At 70.9% G+C, this 21,167-nt stretch carries 16 protein-coding genes and 1 pseudogene; 8 read left to right on the top strand and 9 right to left on the bottom strand.

The genetic code is table 11. The features are described 5' to 3' along the window. Positions 1–12 precede the first annotated feature (12 nt). Entirely contained in the window at positions 13–1,221 is a 1,209-nt protein-coding gene (locus tag ACS04_RS28195; protein ID WP_048479615.1) for a PP2C family protein-serine/threonine phosphatase, read from the bottom strand. A gap of 580 nt (positions 1,222–1,801) precedes the next feature. Here ACS04_RS28195 and ACS04_RS28190 point away from each other — a divergent pair. Then, positions 1,802–2,077: an isoamylase early set domain-containing protein gene (locus ACS04_RS28190; RefSeq protein ID WP_048479614.1), complete on the top strand. Its 276-nt coding sequence runs from the start codon at positions 1,802–1,804 to the stop codon at positions 2,075–2,077. 355 nt (positions 2,078–2,432) lie between these two features. Here the strand turns inward: ACS04_RS28190 and ACS04_RS28185 are convergent, their stop codons facing one another. Next, complete coding sequence (locus tag ACS04_RS28185; RefSeq protein WP_048479750.1) at positions 2,433–2,954, bottom strand: DUF4396 domain-containing protein; 522 nt, start codon at positions 2,952–2,954, stop codon at positions 2,433–2,435. Between the two features lie 294 nt (positions 2,955–3,248). On the opposite strand from ACS04_RS28185, the gene uvrA reads away from it, so the two are divergent. Further along, complete coding sequence (gene uvrA / locus ACS04_RS28180) at positions 3,249–5,717, top strand: excinuclease ABC subunit UvrA (protein ID WP_048479613.1); 2,469 nt, start codon at positions 3,249–3,251, stop codon at positions 5,715–5,717. A 31-nt stretch (positions 5,718–5,748) separates the two neighbouring features. On the opposite strand, the gene ACS04_RS28175 is transcribed toward uvrA, so the two are convergent. Next, a complete protein-coding gene (locus ACS04_RS28175) occupies positions 5,749–6,060 on the bottom strand; it encodes a hypothetical protein (protein ID WP_425337852.1) in 312 nt (103 codons plus the stop codon). A gap of 128 nt (positions 6,061–6,188) precedes the next feature. Between ACS04_RS28175 and ACS04_RS28170 the strand changes: the two genes are divergently transcribed. Continuing rightward, a complete protein-coding gene (locus tag ACS04_RS28170; protein ID WP_048479611.1) occupies positions 6,189–6,410 on the top strand; it encodes a hypervirulence associated TUDOR domain-containing protein in 222 nt (73 codons plus the stop codon). 42 nt (positions 6,411–6,452) lie between these two features. Here the strand turns inward: ACS04_RS28170 and ACS04_RS28165 are convergent, their stop codons facing one another. Together ACS04_RS28165 and ACS04_RS28160 are read right to left on the bottom strand one after the other, a co-directional pair. Further along, entirely contained in the window at positions 6,453–7,778 is a 1,326-nt protein-coding gene (locus ACS04_RS28165) for an RNA polymerase sigma factor (protein ID WP_048479610.1), read from the bottom strand. Continuing rightward, entirely contained in the window at positions 7,775–8,176 is a 402-nt protein-coding gene (locus tag ACS04_RS28160) for a YciI family protein (RefSeq protein WP_048479609.1), read from the bottom strand. Before ACS04_RS28160 ends, ACS04_RS28165 begins: the two co-directional genes overlap by 4 nt. 562 nt (positions 8,177–8,738) lie before the next feature. Here ACS04_RS28160 and ACS04_RS28155 point away from each other — a divergent pair. From ACS04_RS28155 to ACS04_RS28145, 3 genes and pseudogenes are all read left to right on the top strand, one after another. After that, positions 8,739–11,024 carry a catalase gene (locus tag ACS04_RS28155; protein WP_048479608.1) on the top strand — a complete coding sequence of 762 codons (2,286 nt, stop codon included), beginning with the start codon at positions 8,739–8,741 and terminating at the stop codon, positions 11,022–11,024. A 153-nt stretch (positions 11,025–11,177) separates the two neighbouring features. Then, positions 11,178–12,173 (top strand): annotated as a pseudogene (locus ACS04_RS28150) (magnesium and cobalt transport protein CorA). A gap of 200 nt (positions 12,174–12,373) precedes the next feature. Continuing rightward, on the top strand, positions 12,374–12,820 hold the full coding sequence (locus ACS04_RS28145) for an SRPBCC family protein (protein WP_048479607.1): 447 nt from the start codon (positions 12,374–12,376) through the stop codon (positions 12,818–12,820). Positions 12,821–12,929: 109 nt separating this feature from the next. On the opposite strand, the gene ACS04_RS28140 is transcribed toward ACS04_RS28145, so the two are convergent. The 3 genes from ACS04_RS28140 to ACS04_RS28130 all read right to left on the bottom strand — a co-directional run bounded on the left by ACS04_RS28140 (position 12,930) and on the right by ACS04_RS28130 (position 15,312). Then, on the bottom strand, positions 12,930–13,424 hold the full coding sequence (locus tag ACS04_RS28140; RefSeq protein WP_048479749.1) for a DUF427 domain-containing protein: 495 nt from the start codon (positions 13,422–13,424) through the stop codon (positions 12,930–12,932). 185 nt (positions 13,425–13,609) lie between these two features. Continuing rightward, the gene (locus ACS04_RS28135) at positions 13,610–13,789 is read right to left on the bottom strand and encodes a hypothetical protein (RefSeq protein WP_048479606.1); all 180 of its coding nucleotides are present in this window, start codon (positions 13,787–13,789) and stop codon (positions 13,610–13,612) included. Positions 13,790–13,989: 200 nt separating this feature from the next. Continuing rightward, on the bottom strand, positions 13,990–15,312 hold the full coding sequence (locus tag ACS04_RS28130; protein ID WP_048479605.1) for a glycosyltransferase: 1,323 nt from the start codon (positions 15,310–15,312) through the stop codon (positions 13,990–13,992). Between the two features lie 150 nt (positions 15,313–15,462). Here ACS04_RS28130 and ACS04_RS28125 point away from each other — a divergent pair, with 150 nt between their 5' ends. Both ACS04_RS28125 and ACS04_RS28120 read left to right on the top strand, forming a co-directional pair. Continuing rightward, positions 15,463–17,493, top strand: coding sequence for a glycosyltransferase family 4 protein (locus ACS04_RS28125; RefSeq protein ID WP_053080978.1), 2,031 nt, complete (start codon positions 15,463–15,465; stop codon positions 17,491–17,493). Positions 17,494–17,860: 367 nt separating this feature from the next. Next, positions 17,861–19,354, top strand: coding sequence for a flavin-containing monooxygenase (locus tag ACS04_RS28120; protein WP_245236573.1), 1,494 nt, complete (start codon positions 17,861–17,863; stop codon positions 19,352–19,354). A 60-nt stretch (positions 19,355–19,414) separates the two neighbouring features. Here ACS04_RS28120 and ACS04_RS28115 read toward each other — a convergent pair whose 3' ends face one another. After that, complete coding sequence (locus ACS04_RS28115; RefSeq protein WP_048479604.1) at positions 19,415–21,085, bottom strand: beta-1,3-glucanase family protein; 1,671 nt, start codon at positions 21,083–21,085, stop codon at positions 19,415–19,417. Positions 21,086–21,167 lie beyond the last annotated feature (82 nt).

Below are 21,167 nucleotides of genomic sequence, written 5' to 3'. Positions count from 1 at the left end.
GTTTCACGGGGTTCAGTGCCTGCGCGGCGACGCCGCGGAGGCGTCGGCGAGGTTGGCTCCGTTGTCGGCGTCGCGCCGGGACGTGCCAGTGCCGTGCCAGTCCAGGCAGATGACGGTGGCGTCGTCCTTCAGGCGGCCTTTGCCCGCTTCGACGACCGCGCCGATCAAGGCGCGGGCTGCCTCCCGCGGGTGCAGTTCCCGGCTGCGGGCGATCAAGTCGTTGAGGTCCAGGGCCTTGACGTTGCGTTCGAGCATCCCGTCGCTGAGAAGCACCAAGCGGTCACCGGGCCGCAGGTCCAGTTCCTGCACCCGGTAGTCGTGAAGGGGATGAACGCCGAAGGGCAGATCGACCTCGGGCCGGATCTCCTCCACCTGGCCGTCTCGCAGCCGCAACGGCCAGGGATGGCCGGCGTTGACGAACTCGGTGGCACCGTCCAGCAGGTTGATCCGCAGGAGCTGGCCGGTGACGTATCCGGGCTGATTGTGCTCCCGCATGGCCTTGTCGGCCTGGCGTGCCTGCTCTCGCAGGTCGGCGCCCGCCCGCCGCGCCCGGCGCAAGGCGCCCACCGCCAGCGTGGCCAGCATCGCGGCCTGCACATCGTGGCCCATGGCGTCGGTGATCGACAGCTGGACCGTGTCGCGATCCAGAACGTAGTCGAAGGTGTCGCCCCCGACGTGGTCGGCCGGCTCCAGCGCGCCGGAGACCGCGAACTGCGCAGCCTCGCACGTCAACGATCCCGGGAGCAGCCGGTGCTGGATCTCCGCGGCCAGGCTGAGCGGCAGCGTGCGCCGACCCCACTGATAGAGGTCGGTGAACGGCCGGTTGGCGATGACGACGTACGCCAGCGCGTGCGCCGCCTCGCCGACCTCCCGCAGCACCGCTTCATCCGGCGGGTGGGGCAGGGACATTTCGAGAAGTCCCATGGCGTCGCCGCGGTTGGTCACCGGGGCGACGATCCGCACCTGTGCTCCCCGGCCCGTGCTCTCCACGGTCGGGCGCTGGGTGCGGATCACGTCGTCGTAGACCGTGCCCGCCAACGGGATGCGCCGGGCCGTGGTCCCGGTGGCGACGCTGCCCGCGGCCCCCAGCCGGACCACCGAACTCCCGGTGAAGTCGGTGATCAGGAACGACACGGAGACAGCCCCGAGCCGGTCCTTCAGGATTCGAGCGACCACATCGAGGGACTCCACCGGAGGCGCGGTCTCCGCAGCCTGCAACATCTCCGCCAACGTCGTCGCAGCCACCTGGTGCCCTGCGCCCAGGTCAGTGCGGGAAGACTGCCCGGTGCCGTTGTCCGGCACATCCACGGTCACTACGGCACCTCACTACTCGACAGCGCCCGGGCTGACATACCCGGACATGGCAGGCCCGAGCCGGATACGACACGGGCAGAACATCGTGCCACGCCGACCCACTCCCGCAGGAAACCGTCCCACCCTGGCGGTGAGGGGCGTGGCTGCGTAGGTGAAAACGAGGTACTGGTGGAAGGCTGGCCCCGCCCTCGCCGATGGGCAAAAGGGGGTGTGCGCGGCGTGACTCACCCGAGCGGCCCACAACGCCGCGCAGCCCGGGCACGTGCGTGGCACGGTGGCAGAGCGAGGTCCACGCACCGCGGGGCCCGGCCGGACAGAGCCACCCCGGCCGGGCCCCGCCACGCACGCCCCGCCCGGCGCCTCCTCCGCCCCGGCAGAGGACCGAGACGGGCGCAGCCGCGCGGCCCCGGCCCCCGTGCCAGGCGGCCGGCTGCGGCACGGGCCGGACTTCCCACACCCGACGACTCCTCACGGACGGAGATCTCCCGTGCTCGAACGCAAGCGGCAGGGCAGCCGAACCAAGGTCACCTTCGTCCTCCCCGAGGACACCCCCGAAGGGCCGGTCAGCGTCGTCGGAGACTTCAACCAGTGGAATCCTGCCGCCCACCCCCTTGAGGCGCGCGGCGACGGCACCCGGGCTGCCAGCGTCGCTCTGCCGGCTCACACCAGCCACTCCTTCCGCTACCTCGCCGCCGGCGACTACTGGTTCGACGACCCCACCGCCGACCACCACGACGGCACCAACAGCCGCCTCCACACCTGATCCGCCAGGGGAGGGCACCAACGCCGAAGAGGGTGATGGGGACCGGTACGCCGAGCGCGACAGTCGCACGACGACACCCGCCCGGGACTGCGACAAGCTCCGCGGTGCCGGAGGCGCCGCGGGGCGGGACGCCCGCCCGTACGTGCGGCCCCCGGCCGGTTCCCATCGGCCGCCGCATGCAGTCCCGCGCGCCGACGGCCCGTCCCTGGGCAGAACCGTGAGCTCGGCGGCCTCCCCCCACCGCCGCCACCAGGTACGCCGCGCTACCGGTCACCTCCAGCCAACGCCCCCACACGCGGTCGCGCCCGGCCGCATCGTGAAGGTGCGGCCGGGCGCGGTGCGCTGCGGCAGACGGTCAGTGGTGGGCGTGGACGACGGCGTGACCCTTGCCGCGGCCGATCATCCACTTGTTGACCGGTGTCGTCAGCAGGAACGCGATCACGAGACTGCCGAGCAGCGAGGTCCAGAACAGGGTGTCGGAGAGCTGGGCGTCCATCGCGCCGGGGACCAGGGCGATGATCCCGTTGTCGACGAGCTCCATCACCGCGATCGAGACGGTGTCCGCGGCCAGTGCCACCTTGATCGCGGTCTTGAAGTCCAGACCGGCCTTGCGGACCGCGAACAGCGTGAACGAGTAGCCGAACACGAACGCCAGCACGATCGCCAGGACCATGGTGGGCACGTTGCCCCACATCAGGGCCGTGCCGACCATCATGCCGAGGATCTCGCCGATGGCGCATCCGGTCAGGCAGTGCAACGTCGCCTTCGCGGCTGCCCCCCACGTCACCCCGCCCATCTGATGCCCGGCGTGGCCCGCGTGCGCCCGGTGCGCTGCGTGGTCGTGCGCGGCGGCTGTGTGGTGTGCGCTGTGCTCCATGACCGTCATCCCCCATCCCGTCCAGTGTGGCCCCGTTCCCGCGGACCCACATCACAACCGTATACCCCCCAGGGGTATTTTGCGAGGATGGGGGCCAGCAAATGTCGGAGGCGTGCGCGCGGCCGCGAAGGCCGCCCTCGCCGCACACCGCCGCACACCCCCTGCGCACCCGGGATCCGACACCTGAGCACCTCCGCAGGTCACAGTGTGCGACTGAGCGCGGTACTCGTGTGAGCGGGATCCGGCGACGGCGCCGGTCGCGCGGTTCCCGGCGCGATCAGGTACTCAGGAAGGGTGAACAACGACGCGAGGGACCCTTTCGTACATGTCCGGGGCGCCAGTGAGAACAACCTGCGGAACATCGATGTCGACGTTCCGCGGGACGCGATGGTCGCCTTCACCGGAGTCTCCGGTTCGGGCAAGTCCTCGCTCGCGTTCGGCACGCTGTACGCGGAAGCCCAGCGGCGCTACTTCGAGTCCGTGGCACCGTACGCCCGAAGGCTGTTGCAACAGGTCGGCGCACCCCACGTGCAGGAAATCACCGGACTGCCACCCGCCGTGGCCCTGCAACAGCGGCGCGGATCGCCCAGCTCGCGCTCGACGGTCGGCACCCTCACCACGCTGTCCAACCTGCTGCGCATGCTGTACTCCCGCGCCGGCACCTATCCGCCCGGGGCCGCACGGCTGGACGCCGAGTCGTTCTCCCCCAACACCGCGGCCGGCGCCTGCCCGGAGTGCCACGGACTGGGCGTCGTCCACGACGTCGCCGAGGACCTGCTCGTCCCGGACCCCTCGCTGAGCATCCGCGAAGGGGCGATCGCCGCCTGGCCGGGTGCCTGGCAGGGCGCGAACCTGCGCAGTGTCGTGAGCGGCCTGGGGATCGACATCGACCGACCGTGGCGCAGGCTCAGGAAGAAGGACCGGGACTGGCTGCTGTACACGGACGAGCAGCCCTCCGTGTACATCGAGCCGGAGGAGGACCGGATCGACTACGGCTACCAGGGCAAGTTCTGGAGCGCCCGCAAGCACGTCATGCACGTCCTCGCCGACTCCAAGAGCGAGAAGATGCGCGAACGGGCGCTGCGATTCGTCAGGAGTGTGCCCTGCCCCGAGTGCCACGGCAGCGGACTGCGGCCGGAGGCGCTCGCCGTGACCTTCGCCGGACGTTCCATCGCCGAGATCAACGCGATGCCGCTCACCGACGTCGTGGCACTGCTGCGGCCCGTCGCGAGGCGGTCCAAGGCCGACGCCACCACGTCGACCGCCCGGTCCGGGGAGACGACCGAGGTCGCGGTCCGGATCTGCGGCGATCTGGTCGCGCGGATCGACGTACTGCTTGACCTGGGCCTCGGTTACCTCAGCCTCGGGCGCCGTTCGACGACCCTGTCGCCCGGCGAGGCGCAACGCCTGCGCATCGCCACCCAGCTGCGCTCGGGGCTGTTCGGCGTCGTCTACGTCCTCGACGAACCCTCCGCGGGCCTGCACCCGGCTGACGCGGAGCCGCTGCTGGACGTGCTGGACCGCCTCAAGGCGGCGGGCAACTCGTTGTTCGTCGTGGAGCACGACATGGACGTCGTACGGCGGGCGGACTGGGTGGTCGACATCGGCCCCGGTGCGGGCGAGGGCGGCGGGCGCGTGCTGTACAGCGGCCCGGTCGCCGGGCTCGAGCGGGTCGCGGAATCGGCCACGAGCCGGCACCTGTTCGGACGCGCCCGGCCGCTCGATCACCGGCCGCGCACGCCGCACGGCTGGCTGCACCTGCGCGGTGTCTCGCGGCACAATCTGCACGACGTGTCCGTCGACGTACCGCTGTGCGTGCTGACGGCGGTGACGGGCGTGTCCGGTTCCGGGAAGTCGACGCTGGTGACGCAGGTGCTCGCCGAGGTCGTCCGCGGCAACCTCGGACTCGCACCCGAGGAGCCGGACGAGGCGCAGCTGGAGGTCGACGTCCAGGACGCGTCGGGGGTCGAGTCGTTCGACCGGCTGGTCCGGGTCGACCAACGGCCGATCGGCCGGACTCCCCGGTCCAACCTGGCCACGTACACGGGGATGTTCGACGCGGTGCGCAGGCTGTTCGCGACGACGGACGAGGCCAGGGCGCGCGGCTACTCGGCCGGGCGGTTCTCGTTCAATGTGGCGGACGGGCGGTGCGAGACCTGCCAGGGCGAGGGGTTCGTCGCGGTGGAACTGCTGTTCCTGCCCGGCACCTACGCGCCGTGCCCGACCTGCCAGGGCGCCCGGTACAACGCCGAGACACTGGAAGTCACCTACGGCGGCAAGAACATCGCGGAGGTGCTGGCGTTGTCCGTCGACGACGCCGCCGAGTTCCTGTCCGCCGTCCCGGCCGCCTCCCGCAGTCTGGAGACGCTGCGCGAGGTGGGACTGGGATACCTGCGGCTGGGCCAGCCCGCGACGGAACTCAGCGGTGGCGAGGCGCAACGCATCAAGCTGGCCACCGAACTGCAGCGGGCCCGCCGCGGGCATGCGCTCTACCTGCTCGACGAGCCGACGGCGGGGCTGCACCCATCGGACATCGCGCTGCTGCTGAGACAGCTGCACCGGCTCGTCGACGCCGGCAACACCGTGGTCCTCGTCGAGCACGATCTGGATACGATCGCCACCGCAGACTGGGTCATCGACCTGGGACCGGGGGGCGGCGACGCGGGCGGGCGGGTGGTCGCGGCGGGCCCGCCGGCCAAGGTGGCGAAGGCCCGCCGCAGCGCGACCGCGCCCTATCTCGCGGCCCGCCTCGCCCGCTCCTGATCACGGCACGAGGGCCCCCGTACTTCTCGCCTCACGCGTCGAGCGATCGCAGCCCGTCACCCCACCGAGCCCGGCGCTCCGCGGCACTCTGCTCCCACCAGGGGACACCGCGCTCCCCGAGAGCCACCTTTGCCACCTGCACCCGGTCCCGGGCGGCTTGCTCCGCCTCCGGATCGTCGGCGCGCCGAGCGGCGGCCACCGCGCGGCGGGCCGCCATCAGGTGGGCGCGCAGCCGGGCGGACGCGTCGTCCGGGACGGCTGGATCGGTGGCGCGCCACCGGCGGCCCTTGATGACGACATGGTGCCCGTCGGGGGTGAGGGGCGGCGACGTTTTCCCGTTCACGAGCGGGCGCATGCCCGTTTCAGGCGGTTATGAACCCTCTTGATCGCCGCATGACATGGAACCGGTTCGGCGGGGGCAGACGCAGTCGGCCAGATACGGACACGGACAGGGACCGGGAGGCGACGCCCATGGACGGCGACAGGGAACCGGGGCGCGGCGACGAGGTGACGTGGAAAAGCCACGGCCAGACGGTCGCCGGCAAGGTGAAGAAGAAGATCACGAAGCGGACCCGGGCGGCGGGCCGTACCGTCGACGCCTCTGCGGAGGAGCCCCAGTACGAGGTGGAAAGCCACAAGACGGGCCGGTCCGCAGTGCACAAGGCGAGCGCGCTGCGGAAGAAGGGCAAGTAGCGCGCCCTGAAGACCGGCCCTCGCCCCACCGACTCGGATTCCTCATCGCGGATCCGGTCCGGATGGCCGCGTCCCGTCCTGCCCAGGTGCTCCGGCAAGACCGCCGGCCGACGGTCGGGCGTCGTCCGCGGTGCTCGCGAGGCGGGCCGCCCGTAGGGTGAGGTAGTCGCGTTCCGGGAGGCTCGCCGTCCGCCTCGCGGCGGCCCGGTAGTCGGCGACGGCCGCCTCGCGGTCCCCCGCCAGCTCGTGGAGGTGGCCGCGTACCGCGTACAGGCGGTGGTGCTCCCGCAGGGCGGGCGCGGCGGCGAGCACGGCGAGCCCCGCGCGCGGACCGTCGACCATCGCCGTCGCGACGGACCGGTTCAAGGTGATCAGGGGGTTGTCGGACATCCTCTCCAGGACCCCGTAAAGGGCGAGGATCTGCGGCCAGTCGGTCTCCTGTGCGCTGGGGGCCTCGTCGTGGACGGCCGCGATGGCCGCCTGCACCTGGTAGGGACCGACCGGGCCGCGCGGCAGGGCCGCCGTGATCAGCGCCACGCCCTCGGTGATCGCGGCGGAGTCCCAGCGGCCGCGGTCCTGTTCGGCGAGCGGTACGAGCTCGCCTCCGGGCCCCGTACGGGCCGGCCCGCGGGCGTCGGTGAGGAGCATCAGCGCGAGCAGCCCGGTGACCTCGCCGTCGTCGGGGAGCTGCGCGTGGACGGCCCTGGCCAGGCGGATGGCTTCCCGCGCGAGCGGGGTGCGTTGCAGGTCGGGCCCGGCGCTGCTGGCGTAGCCCTCGTTGAAGATCAGGTACAGCACGTGCAGCACCGCGTCCAGCCGGGCCGGCCACTCGTCCGCGCCGGGCATCCGGAACGGCACCCCGGAAGCCTTGATCCGCTGCTTGGCCCGGCTGATCCGCTGCCCCATGGTCGCTTCCGGGACCATGAAGGCGCGGGCGATCTCACCCGTCGTGAGCCCGCCCACCGAACGGAGGGTGAGCGCGATCGCGGAAGCGGGCGAGAGCGCCGGATGACAGCACAGGAACAGCAGGGTCAGGGTGTCGTCACGGGCCGCCCCGTCCTCCGAGTCCGCGGGCGGCGCAGCCCGCCGGTCGGCCGGAGTCCGGGTGGCCACCAGGTCCTCGCGGCGGCGGCGCGCCTCCTCGCTGCGCACGTGCTCGGTCATCCGGCGGACGGCGACCTGGATCAGCCAGCCTCGCGGATTGCGCGGCAACCCCTCCCCGGGCCACTGCCGGGCCGCGTCCAGCAGAGCCTCCTGCACCGCGTCCTCGGCGGTGGCGAAGTCACCGTAGCGGCGGGTGAGCACGCCGACGACCTGCGGCGCGAGTGCGCGCAGCAGGTCCTCGACGGTGTGATCGCCCTCGGTCACAGCTCGGTCGGCGGCGCCGACATCACCTGGCGCACCTCGATCGGCATGTTCAGCGGCCGCCCGCCCGGTCCGGGCGCGGCCGAGACCTGCGCGGCGATCTCGACCGCGCGCTCGTCGCCGTCACAGTCCACGATCCACCAGCCGGCGAGGAACTCCTTGGTCTCCGGGAACGGTCCCTCGGTGATCACGGGCGCGCCGCCCTCGTGCGATCGTACGATCCGCGCGGTCTCGGGCATCGCCAGGCCCTGGGCGTCCACGAGCTCACCCGCATCGGCCAGCTGCCGGTTGGTGTCCTTCATGAAGCGGATGTGGGCTTGGAGCTCCTCGGGAGTCCACCCGTCGATCCCCGGGAAGTCGACGGTCTTCTCGCTGAACTGCATGAGCAGCATGTACTTCATGGTCCCGTGCCTCTTTCTCCTGTGCGCCTGCCCTCGCCGCGTCGGAGGGCCGCTCTCACGGTGAGGTAGGAGCAGGTTCCCGGATTTCGACATCCCCGACCGGAGATTCCGAGAAAAGTTTGCGGGTGCCCGGCCGCCGCCTCCGAGTGTGGGCCGCCTTCTGCGGCTGCCGCGCACACGTCCGCAGCCGCGGCACGCCCCTGACCTCGGGGAACCCATGCGATCGAGCCGCCGTGGAGGGGTCCTTGCGTCCTTCGTGGCCCCGGTGGGACGTGGGGGCGGTGCAGGGCTCGCGCTCTGGGGACCGTACCGCGCTCCCGCAGGCGATGGCTCCACCGCGCAGGCCTGGCCACCGCAGGCGACGAGCAGGAGGAACTCGTGATCATCCGGGCCGTGCAGCGGCCGCTGCCACGCCATGGATGGGCCCGATGGAGCCGGGGCAGAGCATCACGTGCTGCGTTCGGGCTCGGCACCAGAAGTCCGCTCAATCGATATAGCACTGTTTGAAAGGCATTGGCCGGGGTCACACGTGTATCGCCTTGTTCCAAGGATGGGAGATGTGATGGCAGAGAAGAACCCGCTGAAGGCCGTGTCCGACAAGATCGCAGATGCCATGCCGGGCGGAGGGACGAAGCGCGAGGGCCCGGAGGAGGGAATCCCCGGCAAGCCGGCACCCGTCTCCCCCCAGCTCGCCGAGCCCGTCCAGCCGGTCGAACCCCTGCCCCCGAAGGCGGATCAGAGCGGCCCGGAGACCGTCAGCCCGACCGGGCAGCCCACGGGGGCCGATCAGGCACGGATGGCGCAGAGCGGCGCGTACCTGACGACGGCCCAGGGCACCCGGCTGGCGGACAGCGATCACTCGCTCAAGGCCGGCCCGCGCGGGCCGGTGCTGCTACAGGATCACCACCTGCGCGAGAAGCTCATGCACTTCGACCACGAGCGGATTCCGGAGCGCGTGGTCCACGCCCGCGGATCCGCCGCGCACGGCGTCTTCCAGTCCTACGGCACGGCACAAGCCATTTCGAAGGCCGCGTTCCTGGCCGCCGATGTCGAGACGCCCGTCTTCGTCCGCTTCTCCACCGTCCTGGGCTCGCGGGGCTCGGCGGACACGGTGCGCGACACCCGGGGATTCGCGACGAAGTTCTATACCGAGGAGGGCGTCTTCGACCTGGTCGGGAACAACATCCCGGTGTTCTTCATCCAGGACGCGATCAAGTTCCCGGACGTCATCCATGCCGGCAAGCCGCACCCGGACCGGGAGATCCCGCAGGCGCAGAGCGCGCACGACACGTTCTGGGACTTCGTGTCCCTGCACACCGAGGCCACCCACCACACGCTGTGGAACATGTCCGACCGGGGCATCCCGCGCTCCTACCGGATGATGGAGGGCTTCGGCGTCCACACCTTCCGCCTGGTCAACGCCCAGGGCGACACGACGCTGGTGAAGTTCCACTGGAAGCCGAAACTCGGTGTGCACTCCCTGGTCTGGGAGGAGGCACAGCTGATCAACGGCATGGATCCCGACTTCCACCGCCGCGACCTGGCCGACGCGATCGAGGCCGGCGCGTTCCCCCAGTGGGAGCTCGGCATCCAGACCTTCCCCGACAACGACGACCAGATGTTCGAGGGGATCGACCTCCTCGACCCCACGAAGATCGTCCCGGAGGAGCTGGCCCCGGTGCAGGCGATCGGCCTGCTGACCCTGAACGCCAACCCGTCGAACTTCTTCGCCGAGACCGAGCAGGTCGCCTTCCACGTCGGCCACCTGGTTCCGGGCATCGACGTCACCGACGACCCGCTGCTGGCCGGCCGGCTGTTCTCCTACCTCGACACGCAGATCACCCGGCTCGGCGGACCCAACTTCCCGCAGCTGCCGATCAACCGGACCCACGCACCCGTCAACGACATGCTCCGAGACGGCTCCCACCAGAGCGCCGTGCACCGCGGGGTGGCCCCCTACAAACCCAACAGCCTCGACGGTGGCTGCCCCTTCTTCGCCGGCGCCGACACCGGTGCCTACATCGAAGTCCCGGTGGAGATCCCCAGCGCACGCAAGGTCCGCGAGGCACCCGCCTCCTTCGACGACCATTTCTCGCAGCCCCGGCTCTTCTGGCAGTCCATGACCCCGGTGGAACGCGAGCACATCATCGCCGCCTACACCTTCGAGCTGTCCAAGGTCTACGAACAGGCCATCAAGGAACGGGTCCTGCAGACGCTCGCCAACATCGACGCCGAGCTGTGCGGCGAGGTCGCCGCCGGGCTGGGGCTGCAGGCCCCCTCCGCGACCGAACCGCCGACAGAGGTAGGCGCCAGCCCGAGCCTGTCCCAGATCGGGAAGAGTTGGCCGCTGGACGGACGGACCGTCGGCATCGTCACCGACGCGACCACCGACCTGGCCGGCGTGGCGGAGGTCCGCCAGGCCGTCCTGGACGCCGGGATGGTGCCACTGGTGATCGCGCCCACGGGCGGCCGACTGCTCGGTGACAAAGACCCCGTGACGGTGCAGCGCACCTACGCGGCCGCGCGCTCGGTCGAGTTCGACGCGCTGCTGCTCGCCGGGGTGCCCGAAGCGGGAGCAGACGCCTACGGCGCCCGCGACGCGAAGGCCGGCAACCCCAGGGCCGCCGTCGGCGATCCCCGCGTCGTAGCCCTGCTCGCCGAGGCGTACCAGCACGGCAAGGCCGTCGGCGGCTGGAACGGCGCGGAGCGCCTGTTCGAAGCGGCGGGCATCCACAACGGTGAGGCGGGCGTCGTCATCGCCACCGACGGGCCGACCGCACTGCGCCAGCTCACCGCGTTGATGGGAACCCACCGCGTCTGGGCGCGCTTCCCCGCCCCGACCTCCTGACCTCCCGGCGTCGGCCGGCACCGACCGGCCGACGCCTCGGGCAGGCCCGGAATCAGGGCGACGGGTGACAATTCGGCCAGGCTGAGCCTGCGGCCTCCGCGTGACGCCAGGAAAAGGGCGCATGAAATCAGCGAGCTGAAGCATCCGCAGAGGATGGAATGCGTCATTTACGAGCGGGCCACGGGCCGGTCGGAGCATGTGGAGTGCGAGCTGGCGGACGACAACTGTGGCTCGGCCCTCAAACGGTTGCGGGACTTGAGCGACGGGGAGTTCGCCTGGGTCCGGCTGACCGACCCCTTGGAGGGCGAGCTGACCGAGCTGGCCGGGAGCCTCGGCTTGCACCCACTGGCCGTCGAAGACGCGCTCCACGGGCGACAGCGCCCCAAGCGCGAGCGCTTCGGCGACGTCCTGGCCGTAGCCCTGAAGCCGCTGCGGTACGTCGAAGATGACGCAGCGGTGGAGACCGGGGACATCATGATTTTTGTCGGCCCGCGCAGCGTCCTCACCGTGAATCACGGAAGGATCGACCCGTGCGCTGAGGCCGCACGCCGGCTGGACGCCCATCCGGAGATGCTGAGCACGGGGCCCTGGGCCGTGCTCCACGCCGTGCTGGACGTCTGCGTCGATGCGTACACCGACGCGGCCCACCGGGTGCGTGCCACGCTGAACCGGCTCGAGGACGAGGTGTTCTCGACTTCCCGGGTCGACCACACCCCAAGCATCTACTCCCTCAAGCGGGAGGTCCGCGAGTTCCGTGATGCGGTGCAGCCACTCGTCCCGGTCTTTCAGGGCCTCCTGGACGGCCCGGGCGCAAAGGACCACCTGTCGAAGATCGCCCCGTACATCCGTGACGTCGCCGATCACCTGCACCGCACCGACATCGAGGTCCGGACCCTGGACGAGCTCCTGGACTCCGTCCTCGGCGCCTAGCAGGCCCGGGTGGGCACCTGGCAAAACGATGACATGCGTCGCATCTCCGCGTGGGCTGCGATCTTCGCGATCCCCACGATGGTCGCCGGCGTGTACGGGATGAACTTCGAGCACATGCCAGAACTCCGCTGGACCTACGGCTATCCCCTTGCCGTGGCCCTCATGGCCCTCGCCTCGGGCGCCCTCTACCGAGCTTTCCGCCGCAACGGCTGGCTCTGAGGACCGGAGCAAGACACGGCGTTGGCCTCCTCCTCCTGGCTTCGCATACCGACGGCGATCGTCCTGTCGGCGACGCCGGAAGGCTGGCCTTTCAGCATCGTCCCTGCGTCGGCGTGCATCCGCCGGGGGGCCGGACGCCGAAGGAGAGGTGGGTGCGCGGTAGCCCACCGCCCTCTCGGACCTCAGAAGGAGCATCAGCAGTGATAACTGTGGAACGCACGTTTCTCATCGAGGTTCCGCTCGACGCCACGATGGCCTACCTGCAGGACTTCGGGCACGCCGAGGAATGGGACCCGGGCACGGTGCGCTGTCTCCGCATCGACGAGGGGCCCGTGCGGGCCGGCTCCAGTTGGCGGAACACCTCTCGGTTTCGCGGGCGCACCACCGATCTGGTGTACCGCCTTGATTCCCGAGGGCCGCGCGAGTTGGTGTTCGTCGGGGTGAACAAGACCGTGACGGCCAGGGACCGGATGCGCTTCGAGGCCCAGTCGGCGACCACGACGCGTCTGACCTACGTCGCCTCTCTCCGGTTCAACGGCTTGGCCAGGCTGGCCGAGCCGTTCCTGAGGCGGGAGTTCGAGGCGCTGGCGGACAAGGTGGCCGGACGTCTGCCGTCTGCGGTGCGGGCCCACCACAGCGAAGCCTGACGCTCCGGCCCCGTCGAACCAGGCAGACGCCGCACCTCAAGCGCAAGCCGGCGCGCGGTGCGCCGCTGCTCAGGCCGGGTGCGCGCTCGTCGGCGCCGGGGCTGGGTCATCACCACCCCCATGTCCCGGGCGGGCCCTTGAAAGGTCCGTTGATTTCGGAGGTGATCCAGCCGCCGTAGAAGGTGCCCGGCTGTGGGAGCACCTCCTCGTCGTCGACCAGACAGCGATCCACCCGGGACGGGTGGAAGGCCAGGAAGCCGGCGATCGCGATGAATCCGCGGGAGGGCTGCTCGTAGCTCCACGCCGCGTCCGGGACCCTGGTCCTACCTTCGACACACAGGTCCCAGTGGGTCGCGGCGCCTTTCCACTCGCAATACGTCCGGGCATCGGACTGCCGCAGCAGCTCGCGGCGCGTGTCCTGGGGCGGAATGTAGAAGACCGGGGGATGGCTCGTCTCCAGCACCCGGACCGAGCGACGGGTGTCGGCGATGCGGATCCCGGCGAACTCGACGACGATGTGCCGGACGTCCACCTCGACGCGCGGCGGTCGGGGGTAGTCCCACACGGACTCGGCGGGCCGGCCCGGTGTCTCGGTCGCGTTCATGGCCACTCCCTGCTTCATCGCGCGGCGGGAGCCGCACCTTTGCGCCGGTCGACCAAGTCGCGCAAGGCCTCGGTCGGGACGCCGTCCTTCGGGAGGTCAAGCGGCCGTCCCACCACCATCACCCGCGCTCCCCTCAGACCAGTTCGAGCGCAGCCGCCCTGTGATCCATGGCGGTCCCCCGGCCCCTACAGGTCGGCGATCCGCGCCACGAAGAATCCCGCCACGAGCATCGTGCCGAGCAGGATGAGCCCGAGAAAGAACCAGGGGTGTTCCCAAATCCCGCCATCAGGTCGTTCCTGGTGCGCTTCGGCCGTGGAACCCTCACACAACGGGGTTTCCTGCGGCGCAACCGGTTGGACGCTCATCGTGCCTCCTCTGTCAGACGCAGTCGCTTCTACTCCTGAACCATCCGCCGCCGACCACCCGACCGCACATCGCACCGTTCGTGCATCGCTTCAGTTCCGACCCGCCCGAGGGCGGCGCTGCCCGAGGCCGACGGCGATTCCCGTCCTGCGCCCCGGCTGCCCACCGGGACCGGCCCGCCCCCCAGCCACCCGACCGCGGGTCAGGCCATCAGCGTGGCCAGTTCCCGGGCGGCGTGCCGGGGACCGTGGGAGCGCACGTATCTGGACAGTGCGCCGAGGGCGTGCCCCGGGGCTTCCAGCAGCGCGGAAACGGCCCGACCCGCCTTCTTGGAGTCCAGCTGGTGCGGATCGAGACAGAGGCCCGCGCCGGACCTTTCGGCGTCGTGGGCGACGGAGAACTGATCGCTGGAGAACGGAAGCACGAGGGCGGGAACGCCGGCCGCCAGGCATTCGGTGAACGAGTTGTTGCCTCCGTGGTGGACCATGGCATCCACCTGCTGGAGCAGTGCCTGCTGCGGGACGGTCGCGGCTACCGCGACTCGGGGACCGGCCAGAGTCCTCAGCGCCTGCGCCTGGTCTCCGGCCGCGATGATCACCGACGTGTCGGGGCACTCGGCGAGGACGCCCCGTGCGACTGACTCCAGTACGTCCCGCCGGGCCGACAGGAACGTTCCCAAAGCGACCAGCACCAGACGGCGGCCGGCCTGGCGCAGCCGCCTCACTTCGGCGTTCCAGAACGGGCCGGGGTCGAGGTCGCCAGTGTGGGTGAGGTGCCCCGTGAATACGTAGGCCGGGCCTTCAGGCAGTGGAGGCAGCCAGTCCAGCCGCGGATAGTTCAGTACGACGGCTTGCGCGGAGCACAGAGCGAACGCCCGACCCGGTACAGGTCGGTGAGGCGCGTGACGGGCGATGAACCGGGCGAACAGCGCGGTGAAGGAGTGATCGTTGGTCTGCGCCTCCCGGCGCAGCGTCCGCAGGTCTGCGGCGGTCGGCCGCACCGCCTGGGGCCAGGCGTAGGGAACGCCGAACAGGTCGCCCGGTGCGGCCGGCAGGTAGCTGGGATGCCCCGGACAGAAGGTCGCGTACGGCAGGTCCAGACAGTGCAGGGCCAGTGTCACCGCATAACTCAGCTGATCGACGACGTACCAGTCCGCCGGCCTGCGGGCATGCAGTGCCCGCAGCTCTGAGAGGACCCGTTCCGGTTCGGCCAGCATGTCTGCCCTGCGGTGGCGGGCCTGGACCAGCAGGGCGGGAACGGCGCCCGCGCGCGTGGCCTCCAGGAACTCTTCAAGGCGTCTGGCCTCATCCTCGCCCTGGAGCGTGCGCCGGGCGATTCCCGTGTTGGCATTGCGGCCGATCCTCAGCGGCTCGAAGTCGACCCCGGCGGCCTCGGCCAGCGGTACGAAGGCCTCCGCGCAGGCGAACGTGACCTCGGCTCCCGTTGCCTGAAGCTCGCGTGCCAGTACCGACAGGGGAGCCGCGTGTGAGTGGAAGGGCGGAGCGATGACGGTGACACGCGGCATGAGAGACCTGCTTCCGGCAGAGGTTTGCCCTTCTCTTCGGGGTCGGGACCGGATCCGGACGCAGCAGTACGACAGACGTGTGCCCGCATCCGAAGCCGGGGGTGTGACGGAAGGGGAGGTGACCATTCGCCCGAGCGAGAGCAGCGCCCCATGGACGCAAACACCCGGCAGGACGGGACCGACCCCTTCGTAGATGCCCGACAGATCTTTTGGGCTCCTGGGACTGCATCGAGTACTGCCTTCGCCCCGGACGTCCTGGCGTCCTTCCTGCACGCCGAGTACTTCGCCGAACACCACGAGCATCCGGTCCGCCTTCTGACCGATCCCCTCGACGAAAGAGTCGCTTCACTGCGTCGCGACCTGAGGCTCCGGAGGGCTCCCGCGCCCGAAGAGCTCTTGGCCGCAGCACTCAGCGGGGACCACCGCCTGCGCAATACGGTCGCGGAGGCGTGGCCTCTGTCGCTTTCCCTCCATGGCACCGCAAGGGTCCGCCGGGAGCTGGGCGACGAGATCCTGCGCTGCACGGCCCCAGCGACGCTGGCCCACTTGATCGACCTCGCTACCTTGGGACGCCTGCACGTTCTGGAACCGGACCGATGGGCCGATGTGGCCCGCACACCGCCGCTCAAGGCAAGGACGTCCAGACTCGCCCTGTGGCGTCACCTCGCGAGCCGCATCGACCTGCGCGAGATACTTCCACTGCCCGACACGGCCGACAACGCCTACGAACGCCTGCTGCTTGCGGCCGCCGCCGGCCACCGGTTGTTCGCATCTCCCCCGATGCCGGAAAGGTCCGGCCTTCTGGTCGTCCAGTCGATGCTGCTCGGCCAGATGGACAGTCCCGGTGAGGGGAGCAGCGGAGGTCTCGGAGTCCTCCTCTCCGGTCTGGGCGACGCACTCGCGCGCACGCCGGGCATCGACGGGGTGGTCACGCTGGTGACCAAAGACGCGCGGGAACTGGGTGAGGAGCCCGACCTCCTGAGCAGTCGGGGGCCTGGACACTGGACGCTCACCCTGCCGACCGACCCTTACGACGAGGCAGCCCCCGGGAGTACCCCCGGAACCGCCCTGACCTGGTGGGCGAGCAGGGTACTGACCGGGTTGGGCCGACGCCCCGACCTGGTTCACGTCAGGTACGCGGACGAAGGGTCCCTCGCGGTGGCCGAGGCCGCCCGGCGACTGGGCGCACGCCTGGTCTTCACCGCGACGCCCGATCCGCACCGGCGCATCAGCGAACGGCACGCCGGACGCACGACAGCCGGCGAGCCCGAAGTGGAGGAGCTACGCCAAGATCTCCACCGCGTCTTCGCGGCGGACAGGCTCGTCGAGCGTGCCGATGAAGTCATCGGCATCCCCGGCCGCGGCGGCACGGGCGAGTTGATCCGCTACTTTCCGCAGCTCGCCGCCGTCAGGGACGGGAAGGGACCCCGCGCGCCCCAAGAGGGGATCACCGCCTACCGGCCCGCCGACGATGAAGCACTGAGGCAGCAGAACCTGCTGGAGGGCCTCTTCGTCACCGACCTCCCCTCGGCGCTCGACCCAGCCGCGCGCGGCCTGCCCCTGCTGCTCACCGTGGGGCGTCTCCACCCGCTCAAGCAGCAGCACGTCCTGGTCCGCGCGTGGATCGAGTCCGGTCTCCACCTCCGTTCGACGCTCGTTTTGGTGGGCGGGTCCGGCCGGGCCGTGGTGCGAGATCCGGCAGAACGCCACGTGCGTGAGGCCATCGCCGACCTGATCGACGAGCACCCGGATGCGGCCGCGCGATTGGCACTGGTGCCTGCGATGCCCAACCACGCGGTCCGTTGCCTGGAGCGGGCGTTGGCCCGCGGAGGAACCACAGGTCGAGCACACTACGTCTGCCCCAGCGCGAAGGAGGAGTTCGGCATTGCCGTGCTGGAGGCCATGGACGCGGGCCTGCCGGTCGCAGGTACCGGCCGAGGCGGCATTCCGCACTATGTGGAGGACGCGGTCAACGGATTGCTTCTGGACACCTCGTCGTCCAAGGCCTTGGCCGAAGGGCTGGAACGGCTGTTGGAACTCGACCCGGCGGCCGTCGATGCCATGACCCGCCGCGCCCGTGCCACGGTTCGGGGGCGCTATTCCATCGACGCCGCAGCTTCGGCCTTCGCCTCCGTTTACACAGGGCTGTCGGGAACACCGACGGCGGCGCACCCTACCTGAGCACGCTGGCGAGCTCCTGACGCAGGCCGGGCACACCGGTCGGGGCCGCGCCGAAGGGTGGCGGCCGGTCCGCGCGTGCGGAGATCGTTCACCCGTAAGGGCGCTCCTCCCGGGTCGCCGCCAGGGTGTGGTGCGGGCTTCGCCGCTGGTCAGGGGGTCGAGGGGATCGGTCGCGGCCTGGCTTCGGGTGCTCCGTCCCGGTGGCGGGTCGGCAGGATGCCGTGCAGCCGGAAGAACGCACTGATGCAGGAGGCCCGCCCTTGACCACCGTCGACCGCCGCGAAGGCACAGGCTTGGACGTTCCCGCCGGACCGGCGCTGTGATCCCGGCACAGGCCTCGGGGCCTGTACTACGGCACGTACGCGTCGTGGTCGTCGGAGCCGGGTTCTCCGGGATCGGCGCCGCCATCCGGCTCCGCCAGGCCGGGGTACGCGATGTGCTCCTCCTGGAGAAGGGACCCCAACTCGGCGGCACGTGGCGGGACAACACCTACCCGGGCTGCGCCTGTGACGTGCCCTCGACGCTCTACAGCTACTCCTTCACCCCGGATACGGCCTGGAGCAGGCTCTTCGCCGGACAGCGCGAGATCCACGCCTACCTGCGGACCACGGCCGAGCGCCACGGGCTCGGGCGCGACGTACTGCGCTGCGGAGTGGGCGTGCTGGGAGCGCGGTGGGATCCGGCGGCCGGGCGCTGGCGGTTGGAGACCAGCGACGGGGCCTACAGCGCCGAGGTGCTGGTCCTGGCCACCGGGCCGTGGCACGTCCCGCGCCGCCTCGATGTGCCCGGGATCGAGGGGTTCGACGGACCCGTGCTCCATACCGCCGAGTGGGACGACGGTGTCGAACTCGCCGGGCGCCGGGTGACCGTCGTAGGGAGCGGGGCCTCCGCCGTGCAGGTCGTCCCGGCCATCCAGTCCCGCGCGGCGACGGTCCGTCTCTTCCAGCGGACCGCCCAGTGGGTGCTGCCCAAACCCGATCTGGCGCTGCCCCCGGCACTCAACCGGTCCCTGGACCGCCTCCCCGGTGCCCGGAGCGCCATGCGCTCCGGGCAGTACGCGCTCCAAGAGGGCTTCGGCTACGCCTTCCGCCACCCGCACCTCGCCCGCGTCCTCGAGGCGGGGGCCCGTGCGCACCTGCGGCTCGCGGTGCGCGACCGACGGCTGCGCCAGGCGCTGACGCCGGACTACCGGCTGGGCTGCAAGCGCCTGCTGACCTCCAGCACCTTCTACCCCGCCCTGGCCCGGCCGCATGTCCGCCTGCATCCCACCGCCGTGACGGCCGTACGCGGGAACGAGGTCATCGGCGCCGACGGCACCGCCGCCCCCACCGACGTCCTCATCACGGCCACGGGCTTCCGCGTCGGTGAACTGCCCCTGTCCCGCAGCCTGTACGGCCCGGACGGCCGGAGCCTGCACGAGGCCTGGGGCGGCGAACCGAAGGCGTATCTCGGCACCAGCGTCAGCGGATTCCCCAACCTCTTCCTGCTCCTGGGGCCCAACCTGCTCGGCGGCTCCACCTCCGCGATCACCGTCCTGGAAGCCCAGCTGGCCTACCTCACCGCCGCCCTGGCCCGCCTCGACGAGGGCGGTCACCGCGCGCTGGAGGTGCGGCCCGGCGTACAGGCCGCGTACAACGCGGCGGTGCAGGAGGCGCTGGACGGGACCGTGTACAACTCCGGCGGCTGCACCAGCTACTACTTCAGCCCCAGCGGACGCAACACCTTCGCCTGGCCGTGGTCCACCGGGCACCTCGTCCGCAGACTGAGCCGTTTCGACCCCGCCTCATACGCCTGGCGCGAACCGGCCGCCACACCCTCTCAGACAGAGAGTCCGGTTCCGACGAGAAGTGAGCGGCCGTGACACGCCGCCGAAGGCGCCGTCCCACTGCCCGGTGGAGACGGCCCACCGGGCACGAGCTCGTCAGGCGAAGGTGAACCAGTTGACGTTGACGAAGTCGGCGGGCTGGCCGCTGTCGAAGGTGAGATATACGTCATGGGTTCCGGTGGTGCGGCTGATGTCCGCGGGGACGGTGCGCCATGCCTGCCAGCCGCCGGTGTTGGCGACGGCGAAGCCGCCGACGGGGGTGGCTGTGGGGCTGTCGAGGCGGACCTGCACCAGGCCGCTGACTCCGCCGGCGGCCCCCGAGGCGACGCGGGCGTCGAAGCGGGTGGCACCGGTGGTGCCGAAGGCGACGGCCGAGAACTTGAGCCAGTCGCCGTTGGACAGATGGCCGACGTCGGATCCGCCGCCGCCGTCGGAGCAGGCCTCGACCTGTGCTCCGGACTGGGCGTTGAACGCCTCGGCCTGGATGGTGGTGAAGGCGCTGACCCCGCCGCCCGGGGTGGTGGCGGTCGGCGTCGGGGTCGGGGTCGGTGTGCCGCCGCCGGCCACACCACCGACCGTGATGGTCCAGCGGCCGGGGCTGCCGGACTGCACCTTGCCCTCGAAGTCGACTCCGGCCGGGTGCACGTCGTCGTACGGGAAGGCGTACCCGAGACGGTCGGGCGTGGTGTTGTGCAGGATGCGGGCGTAGTGGTTGGTGCGAGGCCGGGTGTAGAAGGCGGCGGGATTCTCGGCGGTCGGCTGGTAGGGGTTGTCCAGCAGGGTGGTGCGGTTGAAGGCGGCGGCGAGCCGTGCGCTGAGATTGCCCATCAGGTCGTTGCCCGTGGTGAAGGGCGCGTCACTGCAGGAGAAGATCGACAGCGTGGACGGCTTGGCGAAGCTGCCGACTCCGGGGAAGGTGAGGACGTCGCCGTTCACCCGGCCGGTGACGGTGCCCCAGGTGAACTGGGTGTCGATGCGCAGGTCGGTGGAGCGGTACTTGTTCCACACCTCGTCGACGTAGCCGTCGAAGTAGCCGCGGAACAGGGCGCTGTTACCGCGGATCGCCAGATTGGGGCTGAGTACCCGCACGTCGCGGCCGCCCGCGGTAACGATCAACCGGCTCCAGTCGCTGCCGTCGGCGGCGGACTGGGCCCGCAGCGCGGCGGTGACCCGGGACAGTCCGTCGGCGGGTAGTCCGCGCACCGTCTGGGTGCCCTGCCCGGTCTCCAATTGGAAGGCGATCGGCAGCGAGACCATGTCGACGAACGTGATGTTGGCGTACAACTGGTCGCTGTTGAAGGTGAATTCGCAGAAGTCGTGAGGGACGTTCGCGTTGGGGTCGGTCGGATTGCTCACCGACGGCAGGGCCAGGCCGCCGCCGCGGTTCACCAGGAAGGTGAGCTTCGTGCCGACGGAGAAGTAGATGCGGCCGCTGTCCAGGCGCGGCAGCGTCACCCTCCGCGGCCCGGCGCCGGACGCGTTGAGCGGGATGGCGCAGTCGACGCCGAGCGGGGTCTGGTCGTTGGCCGGGGCCGGTGGGTGGTACAGGCCGGAGCCGCTGGCCTGGACGAAGGCCCAGGTGCCGCCGGCCGCGGGGTCACGGCCGAGCACATAGGCGTACACCGTGCTGTTACCGGTGGTGTTCACCAGGTCCAAGGGGAGCGTGGGGGTGGTGGACGCGTTGGCGCCGACCTCGAGCCAGGCAGCCGCGGCGGGCACGGCCAGGGCCAGGCCCGCTGTCGCGGCGAGGAGTTTTCTACGGGGCATGGTGCGCTGATGACGAGCCGTCACGGTGGGGGTCCGTTCTTCGTGAGGTCGGGCGGGGATCGGTCGGACGCAGGGACGGGGA

Origin of the sequence: Streptomyces roseus, from assembly GCF_001044425.1 — a bacterium.
Lineage (GTDB): Bacteria > Actinomycetota > Actinomycetes > Streptomycetales > Streptomycetaceae > Streptomyces > Streptomyces roseus.
This window is presented reverse-complemented; position numbering and strand designations above follow the sequence as displayed.

What these genes read in the sequence shown, in the direction of transcription:
- ACS04_RS28135 (WP_048479606.1), bottom strand. Translation starts at nt 13,789, where the DNA reads ATGAGCGTCCAACCGGTTGCGCCGCAGGAAACCCCGTTGTGTGAGGGT.
- ACS04_RS28115 (WP_048479604.1), bottom strand. Translation starts at nt 21,085, where the DNA reads ATGCCCCGTAGAAAACTCCTCGCCGCGACAGCGGGCCTGGCCCTGGCC.
- ACS04_RS28170 (WP_048479611.1), top strand. Translation starts at nt 6,189, where the DNA reads ATGGACGGCGACAGGGAACCGGGGCGCGGCGACGAGGTGACGTGGAAA.
- ACS04_RS28185 (WP_048479750.1), bottom strand. Translation starts at nt 2,954, where the DNA reads ATGGAGCACAGCGCACACCACACAGCCGCCGCGCACGACCACGCAGCG.
- ACS04_RS28155 (WP_048479608.1), top strand. Translation starts at nt 8,739, where the DNA reads ATGGCAGAGAAGAACCCGCTGAAGGCCGTGTCCGACAAGATCGCAGAT.
- ACS04_RS28130 (WP_048479605.1), bottom strand. Translation starts at nt 15,312, where the DNA reads ATGCCGCGTGTCACCGTCATCGCTCCGCCCTTCCACTCACACGCGGCT.
- ACS04_RS28140 (WP_048479749.1), bottom strand. Translation starts at nt 13,424, where the DNA reads ATGAACGCGACCGAGACACCGGGCCGGCCCGCCGAGTCCGTGTGGGAC.
- ACS04_RS28160 (WP_048479609.1), bottom strand. Translation starts at nt 8,176, where the DNA reads ATGAAGTACATGCTGCTCATGCAGTTCAGCGAGAAGACCGTCGACTTC.
- ACS04_RS28195 (WP_048479615.1), bottom strand. Translation starts at nt 1,221, where the DNA reads ATGTTGCAGGCTGCGGAGACCGCGCCTCCGGTGGAGTCCCTCGATGTG.
- ACS04_RS28125 (WP_053080978.1), top strand. Translation starts at nt 15,463, where the DNA reads ATGGACGCAAACACCCGGCAGGACGGGACCGACCCCTTCGTAGATGCC.